Annotated in this window: 13 protein-coding genes; 6 read left to right on the top strand and 7 right to left on the bottom strand. The window is 51.0% G+C overall.

What is annotated here, in order from left to right; all coding sequences use genetic code 11:
- Positions 1 to 17 precede the first annotated feature (17 nt).
- The 3 genes from cadB to BM191_RS04130 all read left to right on the top strand — a co-directional run bounded on the left by cadB (position 18) and on the right by BM191_RS04130 (position 5,107).
- Positions 18 to 1,352: a cadaverine/lysine antiporter gene (gene cadB / locus BM191_RS04140; RefSeq protein ID WP_092875452.1), complete on the top strand. Its 1,335-nt coding sequence runs from the start codon at positions 18 to 20 to the stop codon at positions 1,350 to 1,352.
- A 94-nt stretch (positions 1,353 to 1,446) separates the two neighbouring features.
- A complete protein-coding gene (gene cadA, locus BM191_RS04135) occupies positions 1,447 to 3,585 on the top strand; it encodes a lysine decarboxylase CadA (protein WP_092875450.1) in 2,139 nt (712 codons plus the stop codon).
- 61 nt (positions 3,586 to 3,646) lie between these two features.
- Positions 3,647 to 5,107, top strand: coding sequence for an oligopeptide:H+ symporter (locus BM191_RS04130; protein ID WP_092875448.1), 1,461 nt, complete (start codon positions 3,647 to 3,649; stop codon positions 5,105 to 5,107).
- A 510-nt stretch (positions 5,108 to 5,617) separates the two neighbouring features.
- Here the strand turns inward: BM191_RS04130 and parE are convergent.
- From parE to nudF, 5 genes are read right to left on the bottom strand one after another with little or no spacing between them, the layout of a single operon-like run.
- Positions 5,618 to 7,513 (bottom strand): DNA topoisomerase IV subunit B, encoded by a 1,896-nt coding sequence (gene parE, locus BM191_RS04120; RefSeq protein ID WP_092875444.1) that lies wholly within the window; start codon positions 7,511 to 7,513, stop codon positions 5,618 to 5,620.
- Positions 7,514 to 7,561: 48 nt separating this feature from the next.
- Positions 7,562 to 8,143: an esterase YqiA gene (gene yqiA / locus BM191_RS04115; protein ID WP_092875442.1), complete on the bottom strand. Its 582-nt coding sequence runs from the start codon at positions 8,141 to 8,143 to the stop codon at positions 7,562 to 7,564.
- 5 nt (positions 8,144 to 8,148) lie between these two features.
- Complete coding sequence (cpdA, locus tag BM191_RS04110; protein ID WP_092875440.1) at positions 8,149 to 8,976, bottom strand: 3',5'-cyclic-AMP phosphodiesterase; 828 nt, start codon at positions 8,974 to 8,976, stop codon at positions 8,149 to 8,151.
- A 45-nt stretch (positions 8,977 to 9,021) separates the two neighbouring features.
- A complete protein-coding gene (locus BM191_RS04105; RefSeq protein ID WP_092875438.1) occupies positions 9,022 to 9,447 on the bottom strand; it encodes a DUF1249 family protein in 426 nt (141 codons plus the stop codon).
- Complete coding sequence (gene nudF / locus BM191_RS04100; protein WP_092875436.1) at positions 9,444 to 10,079, bottom strand: ADP-ribose diphosphatase; 636 nt, start codon at positions 10,077 to 10,079, stop codon at positions 9,444 to 9,446. The genes BM191_RS04105 and nudF overlap by 4 nt, the downstream gene beginning before the upstream one ends.
- 200 nt (positions 10,080 to 10,279) lie before the next feature.
- Between nudF and tolC the strand changes: the two genes are divergently transcribed.
- From tolC to BM191_RS04085, 3 genes are all read left to right on the top strand, one after another.
- A complete protein-coding gene (tolC, locus tag BM191_RS04095) occupies positions 10,280 to 11,770 on the top strand; it encodes an outer membrane channel protein TolC (protein WP_092875434.1) in 1,491 nt (496 codons plus the stop codon).
- Between the two features lie 243 nt (positions 11,771 to 12,013).
- Positions 12,014 to 12,643 carry a DUF1190 family protein gene (locus BM191_RS04090; protein ID WP_092875432.1) on the top strand — a complete coding sequence of 210 codons (630 nt, stop codon included), beginning with the start codon at positions 12,014 to 12,016 and terminating at the stop codon, positions 12,641 to 12,643.
- 3 nt (positions 12,644 to 12,646) lie between these two features.
- Entirely contained in the window at positions 12,647 to 13,807 is a 1,161-nt protein-coding gene (locus BM191_RS04085) for a glutathionylspermidine synthase family protein (RefSeq protein ID WP_092875429.1), read from the top strand.
- Positions 13,808 to 13,943: 136 nt separating this feature from the next.
- On the opposite strand, the gene ygiD is transcribed toward BM191_RS04085, so the two are convergent.
- Positions 13,944 to 14,729 (bottom strand): 4,5-DOPA-extradiol-dioxygenase, encoded by a 786-nt coding sequence (gene ygiD / locus BM191_RS04080; RefSeq protein WP_092875426.1) that lies wholly within the window; start codon positions 14,727 to 14,729, stop codon positions 13,944 to 13,946.
- A gap of 151 nt (positions 14,730 to 14,880) precedes the next feature.
- Entirely contained in the window at positions 14,881 to 15,537 is a 657-nt protein-coding gene (gene ribB, locus BM191_RS04075; RefSeq protein ID WP_092875424.1) for a 3,4-dihydroxy-2-butanone-4-phosphate synthase, read from the bottom strand.
- Between the last annotated feature and the right edge of the window lie 56 nt (positions 15,538 to 15,593).

Raw genomic sequence — 15,593 nt, 5'->3', positions numbered from 1 at the left:
ATATTGAGGAGAATTACATGAGTTCTGCTAAAAAAATTGGGCTTATTGCCTGCACCGGGTTGGTGGCCGGAAATATGATGGGGAGCGGGATAGCTTTATTACCCGCAAATCTCGCCAGCATCGGTACAATATCTATCTGGGGTTGGGTTATCTCACTGATTGGCGCAATGTCACTGGCTTATGTTTATGCAAGGCTGGCGACTAAAAATCCGCAACAGGGTGGCCCAATAGCCTATGCTGGTGAGATCTCTCCTGCTTTTGGTTTTCAGACCGGCGTTCTTTATTATCACGCTAACTGGATTGGGAACCTGGCCATTGGCATTACCGCCGTATCTTACCTGTCCACCTTCTTTCCGATATTAAACAGTCCGCTCCCAGCAGGTATCGCTTGCGTGGTGATTGTCTGGCTGTTTACCTTCGTTAATATGCTGGGCGGCAGCTGGGTAAGCCGACTGACCACCATCGGTCTGGTACTGGTACTGATCCCTGTGGTTCTGACCGCAACTGTAGGCTGGCACTGGTTTGATTTGACCACCTATAGCAGCAACTGGAACACGTCCACCACCACCAATTATCATGCGGTAGTGAAGAGTATTCTGCTCTGCCTGTGGGCCTTCGTCGGCGTTGAATCAGCAGCAGTCAGTACTGGGTTGGTTAATAATCCGAAACGTACCGTGCCGTTGGCAACCATGTTAGGTACCGGACTGGCGGGGATTGTTTATATCGCAGCCACCCAGGTAATCGGTGGAATGTATCCAGCAGCAAAAATGGCTGCATCCGGCGCACCTTTTGCCTACAGCACTTCCACCATGTTTGGTCACTGGGCCGCACCGGTTGTTTCTGCATTCACGGCTTTCGCCTGCCTGACTTCACTCGGATCGTGGATGATGCTGGTAGGACAGGCTGGCGTCCGCGCGGCAAACGATGGCAACTTCCCGAAAATTTACGGCGAAGTGGATGATAAAGGCGTGCCTAAAAAAGGCCTGCTGCTGGCAGCAGTAAAAATGACCGTGCTGATGGCGCTGATCACCATCATGAATTCCAAAAGCGGCAAAGCTTCGGATCTGTTCGGTGAATTAACGGGTATCGCGGTATTGCTGACCATGCTGCCTTATTTCTACTCCTGCGTTGACCTGATTCGCTTTGAAGGCGTCAATATCGGTAATCTGGTAAGCCTGCTGTGCTCAGTATTGGGCTGTGGCTTCTGCTTTATTGCCCTTTCAGGTGCCAGCTCTTTTGAGCTCTCAGGAACCTTCATTGTCAGCCTGATCATCCTGATGTTCTATGGCCGCAAAATGCATCAGGGAAAAACCGCGCAGGAAAAAGATAACACCACGGCTGACGCACTTTAAGTCGTTAATCGATTTTAGTCATAAACCTAATTTCATCGCCCCTGTTTTATACATTGCTGATAACAGCAGGGGTTCGTTGTGCCAGGAGAATATTATGAATGTTATCGCTATAATGAATCACATGGGCGTTTATTTCAAAGAAGAACCCATTCGTGAACTGCATAATGCACTTGAGCGCCTCGACTTCCGTATTGTTTATCCTAACGACCGTGAAGATTTACTTAAACTTATCGAAAATAATGCCCGCCTGTGCGGCGTCATTTTCGACTGGGATAAATATAATCTCGAACTGTGCCAGGATATTAGCGCGCTGAATGAATACATGCCGCAATATGCTTTTGCCAACAGCCACTCTACCCTTGACGTTAGCCTTAACGATCTGCGTATGCAGGTACGTTTTTTTGAGTATGCGTTGGGTGCGGCTAATGATATCGCAGCAAAAATAAAACAAAATACCGACGAATACATTGATAAAATTTTGCCGCCGTTGACTAAGGCATTATTCAAATATGTTCGTGAAGGAAAATATACATTCTGTACGCCAGGACATATGGGCGGCACCGCCTTCCAGAAAAGTCCGGTAGGCAGCCTGTTTTATGATTTCTTCGGTCCAAACACCATGAAGTCGGATATCTCAATTTCCGTTTCCGAACTGGGATCTTTACTCGATCACAGTGGGCCGCATAAAGAAGCAGAAGAGTATATTGCCCGTGTATTTAATGCTGAACACAGCTATATGGTGACCAACGGCACCTCGACGGCGAACAAAATTGTCGGGATGTACTCTGCTCCGGCTGGCAGCACGATCCTTATTGATCGTAACTGTCATAAATCGCTAACGCATCTGATGATGATGAGCGATGTGACACCAATTTATTTCCGCCCGACCCGCAACGCCTATGGCATTCTCGGCGGCATCCCGCAGAGCGAATTTCAACACGCAACCATCGCCAAACGGGTAAAACAGACGCCAAACGCCACCTGGCCAGTTCATGCTGTCATCACCAACTCGACTTATGATGGCCTGCTGTACAACACCGATTACATTAAAAAAACCCTGGACGTTAAATCAATACACTTTGATTCAGCCTGGGTGCCATATACCAATTTCCACCCAATCTATGCCGGGAAATGCGGTATGAGCGGTGATCGTGTTGAAGGCAAAGTGATTTATGAAACGCAGTCTACCCATAAACTGTTGGCGGCGTTTTCTCAGGCTTCAATGATCCACGTAAAAGGTGATCTCTGTGAAGAGACCTTTAACGAAGCCTACATGATGCACACGTCAACCTCGCCGCATTACGGCATTGTGGCCTCTACTGAAACCGCCGCTGCCATGATGAAAGGCAACGCCGGCAAACGCTTAATCGACGGTTCAATTCAGCGCGCAATTCGCTTCCGTAAAGAGATTAAACGCCTGAAAGGTGAATCAGAAGGCTGGTTCTTCGACGTGTGGCAACCCGAACACATTGACGGTGCTGAATGCTGGTCACTGCGCTCCGACAGCGCATGGCACGGCTTCAAGGATATCGACAATGAGCACATGTATCTCGACCCGATTAAAGTGACTATCCTGACACCGGGGATGAAGAAGAACGGCACGATGGACGAATTTGGCATTCCCGCCAGCATCGTCGCGAAATACCTCGATCAGCACGGCATCATTGTTGAAAAAACTGGCCCTTATAATCTGCTGTTTTTGTTCAGCATCGGCATTGATAAAACCAAAGCCCTGAGCCTGCTGCGCGCCCTGACTGATTTTAAACGCGCTTTTGACCTCAATCTGAGGGTGAAAAATATGCTGCCTTCGCTGTATAGCGAAGCGCCAGAATTTTATGAAAACATGCGTATTCAGGATCTGGCACAAAGCATTCACAAACTGATCGAGCATCATAATCTGCCAGAACTGATGTACAAAGCGTTCGAAGTACTGCCAGCAATGGTCGAAACCCCTTACAAGGCGTTCCAGAAAGAGCTGCATGGCGAGGTTGAAGAAGTGTACATGGAGGAGATGGTCGGCCGGGTCAATGCCAACATGATCCTGCCGTACCCGCCGGGTGTTCCGCTGGTAATGCCAGGAGAGATGATCACCGAAGAAAGCCGCCCGGTATTGGAATTCCTGCAAATGCTTTGTGAAATTGGTGCGCATTATCCAGGCTTTGAAACCGATATTCACGGCGCTTACCGTCAGCCAGACGGCCGCTATACCGTTAAGGTTCTGAAAGCCGAATAATAACAACAGAAGCAGTTAAAGGGGAGGCGTGTCAGCCTCCCTTTTTTAATCAGGAGCTCACATGAAAACACCCTCACAACCTCCCGCGATTTACTACATCGTGGGATTGCAAATCTGGGAATACTTCAGCTTTTACGGCATGCGTGCCTTACTCATTCTCTATCTGACTCACCGCATGGGTTTTAATGACAGCCATGCCATCAGCCTGTTCAGCGCTTACGCTTCACTGGTCTATGTCACCCCTATTTTTGGCGGCTGGCTGGCAGACCGCTTCCTCGGCAACCGTATAGCGGTCATCTGCGGCGCACTGATGATGACGCTTGGTCATTTCGTGCTCGGTTGCGTACCCGACTCACTGTCCGGTCTTTATTTCGCACTGGCTATTATTATTTGCGGATATGGCTTGTTCAAATCCAATATCAGCTGTCTGCTGGGTGAACTTTATAAACCCGAGGATAGCCGACGGGACGGTGGTTTTTCACTGATGTACGCGGCGGGTAACCTGGGGTCGGTTATTTCCCCCATTGCTTGTGGCCTTGTTGCTCAACGCTATGGCTGGCACCTTGGCTTTACCCTGGCAGGTATCGGCATGGCGATTGGCTTGCTGATCTTTTTAACCGGGCAGCGTCATTTCATCCATACCGCCGGTGTAAATAAAAAAGCATTACGCGCGATCAATGTTGTCCTCCCAAGCTGGATATGGCTGGTGTTGACCTTACTTGTCGCGCCTTTTTTTTTCGTTATCCTGCTGAAATACCATCTGACCGGCTATCTGTTACTGCCCGTCAGCCTCGTCGCCGCTTTTCTGATCGTCAAAATGATGCTGGCTGCCCCCGAACACCGTCGCGCTCTGTGGCAAATCGTTGCGCTGATGGCAGTCGGGATGCTGTTCTGGGTGATGGCACAGCAAGGCGGAAGCTCAATCAGCCTGTTTATCGATCACTTCGTTAATCGTCGCTGTTCAGGTATTGAAATCCCAACAGCACTGTTTCAGTCGGTGAACGCCATCGCTATCATCACCGCCGGTGCGCTACTCGGTTGGCTTTCACGATCTGCCAGACCGCAAAGTAATGGCCCCGTCTTATGGATAAAATTCATTTTCGGTCTGCTGCTGATGGGCTGTGGATTTATGTTGCTGGCTTTTAACGCCCGTAGTGCTCACGCACCAGGGCAGGCGTCGATGAGTATAATGATCATCGGACTGTCGGTGATGGGCGTCAGCGAACTGTTTATCGATCCGATCGCGATGGCACGCATCACCAGACTGGACATGCCGGGTGTTACCGGGGTCCTGACTGGCATTTATATGCTGGTAACCGGTGCGCTAGCCAACTGGCTGGCTGGCGTGGTGGCAATGAATGCCACTGAGCCTCAGCCCAATCAAAGCGCGATGCTCGGTTATCAGCGTTTCTTTTCACACATGGGAATATGGACGCTGGCGCTGGTGGCGCTGATTGCGATGCTGGTTGCTGTATTCGGCCTTATTGGACATAAAAAACCACCATGCCATCAGGATAAGTAGCCGCCTCAGTTGGTAGCGGACTGAGTCAAACTGCTGACTACCCTGCCGCTGACATCCGTCGCAGCTGTCGAGTCGCTTATCTTCGAGTGTGCAACTGACGGCGTAGTAAAAAAATGCAGAGAAGTTAAACCTGCTTCTCTGCATTTCATATAATGAGGTTCTGCGCCAGAACCGCATAGAACACGCTTTTAGACGACCTTCACGGGCGTGCTTTATGGGGTTATAGGCTGGAATCGTCGAAATCTCCGTGACGCATAATTTTGGCGTTCGCTGGCCTGTACCTAAGATCGCTGACAACCGGCCAGCAAAGAAATAGCCGTTTGGAGCGGAAGATCACTGATTGCAATGTTCCATAGAGATGATACGAATTCATTCTCATTCATGTCATCATAAACGTACGCATCAACATACCAGTCATACTTCAAAAATCGATTAATCCCAGTGCCGGAAATTTCGGTGGTTCCGGCATCTGGCCCCAACGTTATTACCCTGCGTGAGCAACGCTGAAAATCAAGCTTCCAGGTCCGCCCGATCACCATACTCCTGTAACCAGTTACGTCGGTCTTCAGAACGCTTCTTCGCCAGTAGCATATCCATCATCCGCAAGGTCTCATCCATATCATCATCGTCGATCGCCAGCTGAACCAGACGACGGGTATTAGGATCAAGCGTCGTTTCCCTCAGCTGCGGTGGATTCATCTCACCGAGGCCTTTAAAACGCTGTACGCCCGGCTTGCCTTTTTTACGCTTCAGCTGGTCGAGAATGCCCTCTTTTTCGGCTTCATCGAGGGCGTAATAAACTTCTTTACCGAGGTCTATACGATACAGTGGGGGCATCGCAACGTAGACGTGGCCGTGCTGTACCAGAGCGCGGAAATGTTTCACAAATAGCGCACACAGCAGCGTGGCGATATGTAACCCATCTGAGTCGGCATCCGCAAGAATGCAAATTTTGCCGTAGCGCAGCTGGCTGAGATCTTCGCTGTCTGGATCGATGCCAATCGCCACCGAAATATCATGCACCTCCTGGGAGGCGAGCACTTCATCAGACGAGACTTCCCAGGTATTCAAGATTTTGCCTTTCAGCGGCATAATCGCCTGAAATTCACGATCACGTGCCTGTTTAGCCGACCCTCCCGCCGAATCACCTTCAACCAGAAAAAGCTCAGTTTTTGCCAAATCCTGCGCGGTGCAATCAGCCAGTTTTCCAGGCAAAGCCGGGCCGCTGGTCAATTTTTTACGCACCACTTTTTTCGCCGCACGCATGCGGCGCTGGGCGCTGGAAATCGCCAGCTCGGCCAGCTGTTCGGCTTGCTGGACGTTCTGATTAAGCCACAAGCTGAAAGCGTCTTTTACCACGCCGGAGACGAATGCTGCGCACTGACGCGACGACAAGCGCTCTTTGGTCTGGCCGGCGAACTGCGGATCCTGCATTTTTACCGAAAGCACGTAGGCGCAACGATCCCAGATATCTTCTGCCGATAGCTTGACGCCGCGCGGCAGAATATTTCGGTATTCGCAGAATTCACGCATTGCATCCAGCAGCCCCTGCCGAAGACCATTAACATGGGTACCCCCCTGCATGGTGGGTATCAGGTTAACGTAACTTTCGGTCAGCAGCTCACCGCCTTCAGGAAGCCAAAGCAGCGCCCAATCAACGGCCTCAATCTCTGCCGCATAGCTACCAACAAACGGTTTTTCTGGCAGCGTCGGCAGGCCGTTCACCGCCTCACTCAGATAATCCGTCAGGCCATCTTCATAACACCAACGTTGCTCGGTATTGTTAACATTATCTTTGAAGACTATTTCAACGCCAGGGCAGAGCACCGCCTTCGCTTTGAGTAAATGAGACAGACGGGAGACTGAAAAGCGAGGGCTATCGAAGAATTTACTGTCCGGCCAGAACTGTACGCGGGTACCCGTGTTACGTTTACCGACAGTCCCCGTAACCGTCAACTCTTGCACTTTGTCACCATTTTCAAACGCCATGTCATAAACCTGGCTGTTGCGGCGCACCGTCACTTCCACTCGCGTTGATAGCGCATTGACTACCGAGATGCCGACACCATGTAGACCACCTGAAAACTGGTAATTTTTATTGGAGAATTTCCCGCCGGCGTGCAGGCGGCAGAAAATAAGTTCGACGGCGGGGACGCCCTCCTCCGGATGGATATCTACCGGCATGCCGCGTCCGTCGTCAATCACTTCCAACGACTGATCGGCATGAAGGATCACCTCCACTCTTTGAGCGTGGCCGGCCAGCGCTTCATCTACGCTGTTATCAATCACTTCCTGCCCGAGATGATTGGGGCGCGTGGTGTCAGTGTACATTCCCGGACGCCGCCGCACGGGTTCAAGGCCGCTGAGTACCTCGATGGAATCAGCGTTATAGCTGGATTGAGTCATCGTCAATTTCTGATAGTGGAGAAAAAATAGTCGCCATCCCTTGTGGCTTCAGTGTGAACTAAAACCAAGGAAATCCATTATCGCCGGGAAATGGCGCTCAAAACCGATGAAAGCATGATTGCCGCCTTCCTCAACCCATTGACGACAGGCCTGGTAATATTCCAGCGCCTGGCGATAGTCAAGGACTTCATCGCCGGTTTGTTGCATCAGCCAGATTAAATCCGGCGACTCCAGCGGGTCAATCTGCATCACTTTCAGCTCATAAATGTGGCGAGACTCTAACACATATTGCTCACCGGTGTACGGATTCTCGTTATCGCCGAGATAATCCAGCAACAGTTCAAAGGGACGCACAGCCGGATTAACCACCACGGCAGGCAGGGTGAAACATTGCGACAACCAGGTAGCGTAGTAGCCACCAAGCGAAGAACCCATCACCGCTAACTTTTCCCCCGTACGGGCCATGACCAGTTCCTCCAGCATCTGCGCAGCTTCGGCAGGAAAAGACGGTAACTGGGGGACCACCAAAGTAATGTCAGGACGCCGCGCCATCAGCCAGTCACTGAGCAGAGTCGCTTTTACTGAGGCAGGCGAACTGTTAAAACCATGCAGATACAGCAGCGTTGACATAGCGATCAGTAGCCTTCTGAGTCGAGGTCGGGGGTGAAAGCACTGATCGTCAGGCGTTCAATAACCGTTTCGACACGGCCATCAGCATAGAGATCAAGCCACCGCCAGCCCGGAGGTTCTTTATCAATTGTAAAACGGGTGCAATGCGGTTTGAACTGCACACAGGTGGAGGGCGTGGCCAACACGCGTCGCCCGTTCCAGTCCAGATCGAGCGCCTGGTGGATATGCCCGCAAACTAACGTTTTAGCGAGTGGAAAGTGTCTCAACACATCATCCAGCATAGGCGCGTTACGTAGGCTGTGTTGATCGAGCCAGGTACAACCCGACGGCATAGGGTGATGATGCAATAGAACCAGCGTATGACGCTGCGGATAGCGCGCTAGCGCCTTTTCAAGCCAGTCGAGTTGATAGTCGCTCAGCTCACCGTAAGGTACACCGGATACCTGACTATCCAGCAGTACCAGCTGCCAGCTATTCCCCAGCAGTACCTGCTTAGCTTGTTCAATTTTTGCTGCCGCAAGCGTCGCGTGCATTGCGGGCTGAAAATCATGATTACCCGGCAGCCACACGCAGGGTGCTGGCAGCCGTTGTATACCTTCAACAAAATGCTGGTAAGCTTCGATACTGTGATCTTGTGCTAAATCGCCGGTAGCGATAATCAGATCATAATGCGTTGACTGAAGGTCGATAGCATCCAGCACCGCTTTATAACTAGCCCAGGTATTAACGCCAAGCAGCGTTTCATGTTTACCAGCAAAAAGATGAGTATCTGTTAGTTGTAAAATCCTGACAGAGGCCCCACTTGCCATCGAAAGTTTCAGCAGGCTATCCAATCAAAATCCTCAGGTTCACGCCATCTCAACATCGGATTAGCGTTATCAGAAAACCGGCGCCACCATCGCACCGTGGGTCAGGCAATGGCGTAACCAATCGCCGAGAAATTGGTTTATCTGATGTTTTTCGTCACGGTGGTGCATTTTTTTATTCGGATAATCATAGCGCGCTTTGAAGCGATAGATCTGCTGCGTCGAACACACTTCTGCAACCATCGCATCGTGATAAAGACGAACAGACATGGATGGCAGACTCCAGTAGCTGACAACCGGCGCAATCTGACGAATCTCAACCAGGGTAGTATAGCGCGTAGCCTCCTGAATCGTCAGCCGGAAGCTGGTGCCATTGACCTGATAATCAATCACCGCTCCCACCTGCTCTTCACGGGGCAGTAACCGACGTAACTGGGCAAAGTTGGTTTCGCACAGTCGCATCATTTCTGGAAAGTCAGGGGTATAGCGCTTGTTCATTCAGTATCCCACTCTTTACGTAATTTCTTATGATTGAGCTGCAACCATTGCAAAGCAATGACAGTGGCCGCGTTATCAATAATCCCCTCTTCTACCCAACTGTAAGCCTGTTCACGGTTAACCACATGGACAAGCGTATCCTCGTTCTCTTCCTCCAGACCGTGATTACCCTGCGCCACGCGGGCATCCACTTCTCCAACCATAATTGCGAGACGTTCGCTGGTACCTCCAGGACTGGCCAGATAGCTTAGCACCGGCTCAATCCGCCGCGGCGTTAAGCCCGCTTCCTCCTGCGCCTCACGCCGGACAACATCCTCAGCACTTTCACCTTCCTCAATAATACCGGCGACTAATTCTAACAGCCAGGGCGAAGGGCTGCTGTCAAAAGATGCAATCCGGATTTGCTCTATTAAAACAACCTGGTCGCTTATCGGATCGTATGGCAGTAGCACCGCCGCATGGCCTCGCTCAAATATTTCACGGCTGACTTCTGCGCTCATCTCACCATCAAAACGACGGTGACGAAATCGATAGCGAACCAGCGAGAAAAAACCCTGGTACAGGGTTTCCCGCGCGATAATTTCCACATCGTTTTTGTTGAATGTTACCGGTAATTCATCTGGTGGACTCATATGAAAGTTTCTCTGTCAGTTAGCGGCGGTGCCTGACTGGGCGATCTGCAAGTAGTTATTTGCCGTTAAATTGCGTAAATTAAGGCCAAATGGCACTTTCAGCCAACTTGCCTTGATGAAAGTCTCTGTTAGAATCGGCGCTAATTTTTCGTTCGCGTCAGCGCTAATCTAGCAATTTTGCTGCACAACAAGGAATGCAAATGAAGAAACTGCTCTCTGTTATTATTGGGCTGAGTCTCGGGGCCTTCAGTATCAATAGTCAGGCTGAGGATTTATTGCAAGTTTATAAACAAGCCCTGCTGACTAACCCTGACCTGCGCTCAGCAGCAGCAAATCGTGATGCGGCATTTGAGAAAATTAACGAAGCCCGCAGCTCCCTGTTGCCACAGCTGGGTCTGGGTGCCGATTATACCTACAACAGCGGCTACCGTGATAACAGCGGTATTCGTTCTAATACCACCAGCGGATCGTTACAGCTAACACAAACTATTTTCGATATGAGTAGATGGCGCGCCCTGACCCTGCAAGAAAAGACAGCGGGTATTCAGGACGTGGTGTATCAGACTGCCCAACAAAATCTGCTGCTAAACACCGCTACAGCTTATTTTAACGTACTGCGCGCCATTGATTCTCTCTCTTATACTGAAGCGCAAAAGCAATCTATCTATCGCCAGTTAGATCAAACCACCCAACGTTTTAACGTTGGCCTGGTCGCTATTACCGACGTGCAGAATGCTCGTGCGCAGTATGACAGCGTGCTGGCAAGTGAAGTTACCGCCCGCAATAACCTGGATAATGCGCTGGAGCAATTGCGTCAGATCACCGGTTCTTTTTACCCGTCGCTAGCGGCACTGAATATCGCGCACTTCAAGACATTGAAGCCGCAGCCAGTCGCAAGTCTGCTGAAAGAGGCTGAGAGCCGTAATCTCAACCTGCTTTCCGCTCGGCTGTCTCAGGGACTGGCTCGCGAGCAGATTCGCTCGGCAGAAACCGGTTACATGCCGACGCTTAATCTGACCGCCTCAACTGGCTTAACAAACAACCGATATGGTGGACGTGATGCTAACCAGACAGCGGCGAGAACTGACAACATCGTCGGAGCAAATCAGGTCGGGCTCAGCTTCTCGATGCCATTATTTAGCGGTGGTTCAACCTCTTCTCAGGTTAAGCAGGCACAGTACGCATTCGTCAGCGCCAGCGAGCTAATGGACAGTGCTCACCGCGAGGCGGTCCAAACCGTTCGCTCTTCGTTTAACAACGTTAATGCAGCAATCAGCAGCATTAATGCTTATAAACAAGCCGTGATCTCTGCGCAAAGTTCATTGGATGCTATGGAAGCGGGTTATCAGGTTGGTACCCGCACCATCGTTGACGTACTGGACGCGACAACGACGCTATATAACGCTAAGCAGCAGCTTTCCAACGCCCGCTACGACTACCTGATAAGCCTGCTGGATATTAAGCAGGCCGAGGGGACGCTAAATGAGCAGGATTTGATGCAACTCAACAGCATGCTAGGCAAAGATGTCTCTACATCGCCAGATATCGTCGCACCTGAAAATCAGCAACAGACACTTAAAGCCGATGATAGGCCGACTTTGACACGGGTTTCCTCATCTACGTCTGTGCGTAACCCCAGCGACAATTTTGCCGATAATATCCGTCAACACGGCAATCCGTTCCAGAACTAACCCACGTTATGACGCCGCTCTGTTTTAAACGGTATGTGAGACCGGTGTTCAGGCATCTCCTTACGGCCAGCCCGGCCAGTATGTGACCGGGTCGGTCGAAGCCAGCAGTTACGACGTTCAGAGCACATAAGATAAAGTCATTCGTATAGCAACGTAAAGATCGTCCCCCACCACACGCCACGGCTTCAATTGTCACCGCATATCTCCTATTCTGATGATCCTTTGGGTATAAGGAAAATAATGATGAAACGGACAAAGGCAATAAATCATGCCGCTTTTCGTAAAAACTGGCGTGCCAGGCATTTGACGCCGGTAGCGCTGGCGGTTTCAGCCGTCTTTATGCTGGCAGGCTGCGAGCAGTCGGACCAAACCGTCTCAATGTACCAGAATGTCGATGACTGCACTAAAGCCAATCCTGGACAAAGTGAACAGTGTAAAATCTCTCATGACAATGCGCTAAAAGAGGCTGAAAAAACTGCGCCTAAATACGCCACGCGCGAAGAGTGCATCGCCGAGTTCGGCGAAGGCCAATGCCAGCAAACCGCTCAGGCCAGCGCTGGCGGCGGCAGTTTCTGGATGCCGCTGATGGCGGGGTATATGATGGGCCGCATGATGGGAGGTGGATTTGCACAGCAGCCTTTGTTCACCTCACGTAATCCGGCCAGCCCGGCCAATGGTAAATTTGTTGACGCTTCCGGCCGCAACTATGGTAGCGCAACGTCAGGCCGTAACATCAGCGTGCCTAAATCAGCACTGGCGCCGAAGCCAGCAACCACCACCACGGTCACTCGCGGCGGGTTTGGCGAAACGGTAGCCAAACAGACAACCATGAGCCGCAGTAGCGCTACGGCAGGCCGCAGTTTTGGAGGCTAGGCCATGAAACGTCTCAGCATCAGTGAACGTCCTGACTGGCGTGAGCGCGCGAGTGAATATGGCTTTCGCTTTCATACTATGCACGGTGAGCCATATTGGTGTGAAGATGCCTATTATCAGTTCACCCTCGCGCAGATTGAAACGCTGGAGTCAGTTACCAGCGAGCTGCATCAGATGTGTTTGCAGGTAGTAGATAAAGTCGTGAAAAGCGAAGCGCTGCTGACACGATTTGGCATTCCCAGGCATACTTGGGACTTCGTACGCGACTCATGGCGTAGCGATCAGCCCTCGCTTTATTCACGCCTCGATCTGGCGTGGGACGGTACGGGCGATGCCAAATTATTGGAAAACAATGCGGATACACCGACCTCATTGTATGAAGCGGCATTTTTCCAATGGATCTGGCTGGAAGATCAGCTTAAAGCGGGCAACCTGCCACAAGACAGCGATCAGTTTAATAGCTTGCAGGAAAAGCTCATTGACCGTTTTGCAGAGCTAAAGCAGCAGCATGGTTTCAATTTTCTGCATTTTTCCTGCTCCCAGGATTCCGAGGAAGATCGCGGTACTGTGCAATATTTACAGGACTGTGCCAGCGAAGCTAGCCTGGAAAGTGCTTTTTTGTATATGGATCAAATTGGCCTCGGCGAGAAGGGACAATTCACCGATGTTGACGACCGGGTAATCAGCAATCTGTTTAAGCTTTATCCGTGGGAATTCATGCTACGTGAGATCTTTTCTACCAAGCTTGCAGACGCCGGCGTGCGCTGGCTGGAACCAGGCTGGAAAAGCATCATATCCAATAAAGCACTGCTGCCGATGCTGTGGCAGATGTTCCCAAACCACCCTAACCTGCTGCCTGCCTTCTTTGCCGACGATAACCCGCCGGCGCTGGATAAATACGTGGTGAAGCCGCTATTTTCCAGGGAAGGTGCCAACATTCGCATTGTGGAAAACGGCAATGAAATCGCCCGTGTTGATGGCCCTTACGGTGAAGAGGGCATGATCGTACAACAGTTCCATCCGTTACCAAAGTTTGGCGACCGCTATACGCTAATCGGTAGCTGGCTGATTAACGACCAGCCAGCAGGTATTGGTCTGCGTGAAGATAAACAGCTTATCACCCAGGATCTCTCACTTTTTTATCCGCATACCTTTGTTGAATAAATCCAGGCACGCGCGGTAAAGCCATTCAGAATGCCCTGGCTATTTGCTGCAAAGGCGAAAAGACGCCCGCCAACACAACAAACATACCGTAGCCGGTACGTAACCTCACCGGCTACGAATGCGATATTAATTATCATTAGCCAACCTGTACCGAAAGCATGCTTAACGCGGCCATAACATTGCCATCGACCAGCACCGTAACGGACTCATCAGGCTGACGGCAACCCAGCACATAAAGCAACGGGAGAAAGTGTTCCGGCGTCGGATTTGCCAGCGCAGCCCACTCATGCTGCATAAAGTTAACCAGCGGGTGCTGATCAGCCACTCCCTGCCAGTTTAGGTTATCACGAACAAACTGATTAAATGACAGAGCCCAGGGCCAGGCCTGATTATCACCCTGCCATTGAAGCATCCGCAGATTATGCACCACGTTACCACTGGCGACGATCATAACCCCCTGATCGCGCAGCGCTGACAACTTTTTTCCCAGTTCATAGTGCCAGAGCGGTGGTTTAGTTGCGTCGACACTGATCTGAACCACCGGGATATCCGCATGCGGATACATCTTAATCAACACGCCCCATGATCCGTGATCGAATCCCCATTCCTGATCCAATGTCACCGGCAACGGTGCCAGTAGCGCCGCGACCTGTTTTGCCAGTGCAGGCGAGCCGGGAGCGCGATAGTAGGTATCAAATAGCGCCTGAGGAAAACCACCGAAATCGTGAATAGTACGCGGTTGCTCCATTGCAGTTACCGCTGTGCTGCGCGTATACCAGTGAGCCGAAACGGCCAGTATCGCCTTAGGCCGGGGCAGTGTATCGCCCAGCTGACGCCAGGACTGAGTAAAGGTGTTTTCTTCAAGCACGTTCATCGGGTTGCCATGTCCGATAAACAGTGCGGGCATGCGGGACTGTGTCATGATTTCCCCCTGAGAATCTAGAGTTCATAGGAAATACGATACGCCTGGCCGCAAAATTAAAAACGCAGATAAGCATGATGAAGATCATCAGAAAATTTGAAAAAACTGAGGGTCAAAAATGCAGGCGGAATCATCCTACCTGCATTTTCAATTAACTGGCCCGGCGGGTTTCACGTGCCTGACGATAGGCAATCAGATCTTCAATGCTGACAACCGGCATCTGCTGCTTTCTGGCGAAAGCGACGCATTCCGGTGCGCGTGCCATTGAACCATCATCGTTACTCAGCTCGCACAGAACGCCGGCAGGTTTGAAACCGGCCAGGGTCACCAGATCAAGCGTTGCCTCCGTATGGCCACCACGAACCAATACACCGCCTTCGCGCGCGCACAGAGGGAAGACATGGCCAGGGCGATGCAGATCAGCAGGCACGGCATTATCAGCAATGGCGGCACGAATGGTCGTAATACGATCGCTTGCCGATACGCCGGTGGTTACGCCTTTAGCCGCTTCGATTGTGACGGTAAAACCTGTGCCGTAAGCGCTGGTATTGTTTTCTACCATCATCGGCAGATCGAGCTGACGGCGGCGCGTTTCAGGAATAACCAGGCAAACGATACCGCTACCATGACGGATTGTCAGTGCCATTTGTTCAGTCGTCATAGTCTCAGCTGCAAAGATCATGTCGCCTTCATTCTCGCGATTTTCATCGTCAAGCACCATCACACCGCGGCCTTCATGCAGCGCTGCGATTGCACGTTCTACACGCTGTTCCGGCGTGCCAAATTCAGAAAGTAGCGTCTGATTCATGGTAAATAAACCTTAAAAATTACATGGGTTACCAGAACCAGGGCGGACTTAGGAGC

The organism is Izhakiella capsodis, from assembly GCF_900115045.1.
Lineage (GTDB): Bacteria > Pseudomonadota > Gammaproteobacteria > Enterobacterales > Enterobacteriaceae > Izhakiella > Izhakiella capsodis.
The sequence above is the reverse complement of the archived record's forward strand: the minus strand, read 5'-3'. Positions and strand labels throughout refer to the sequence as shown.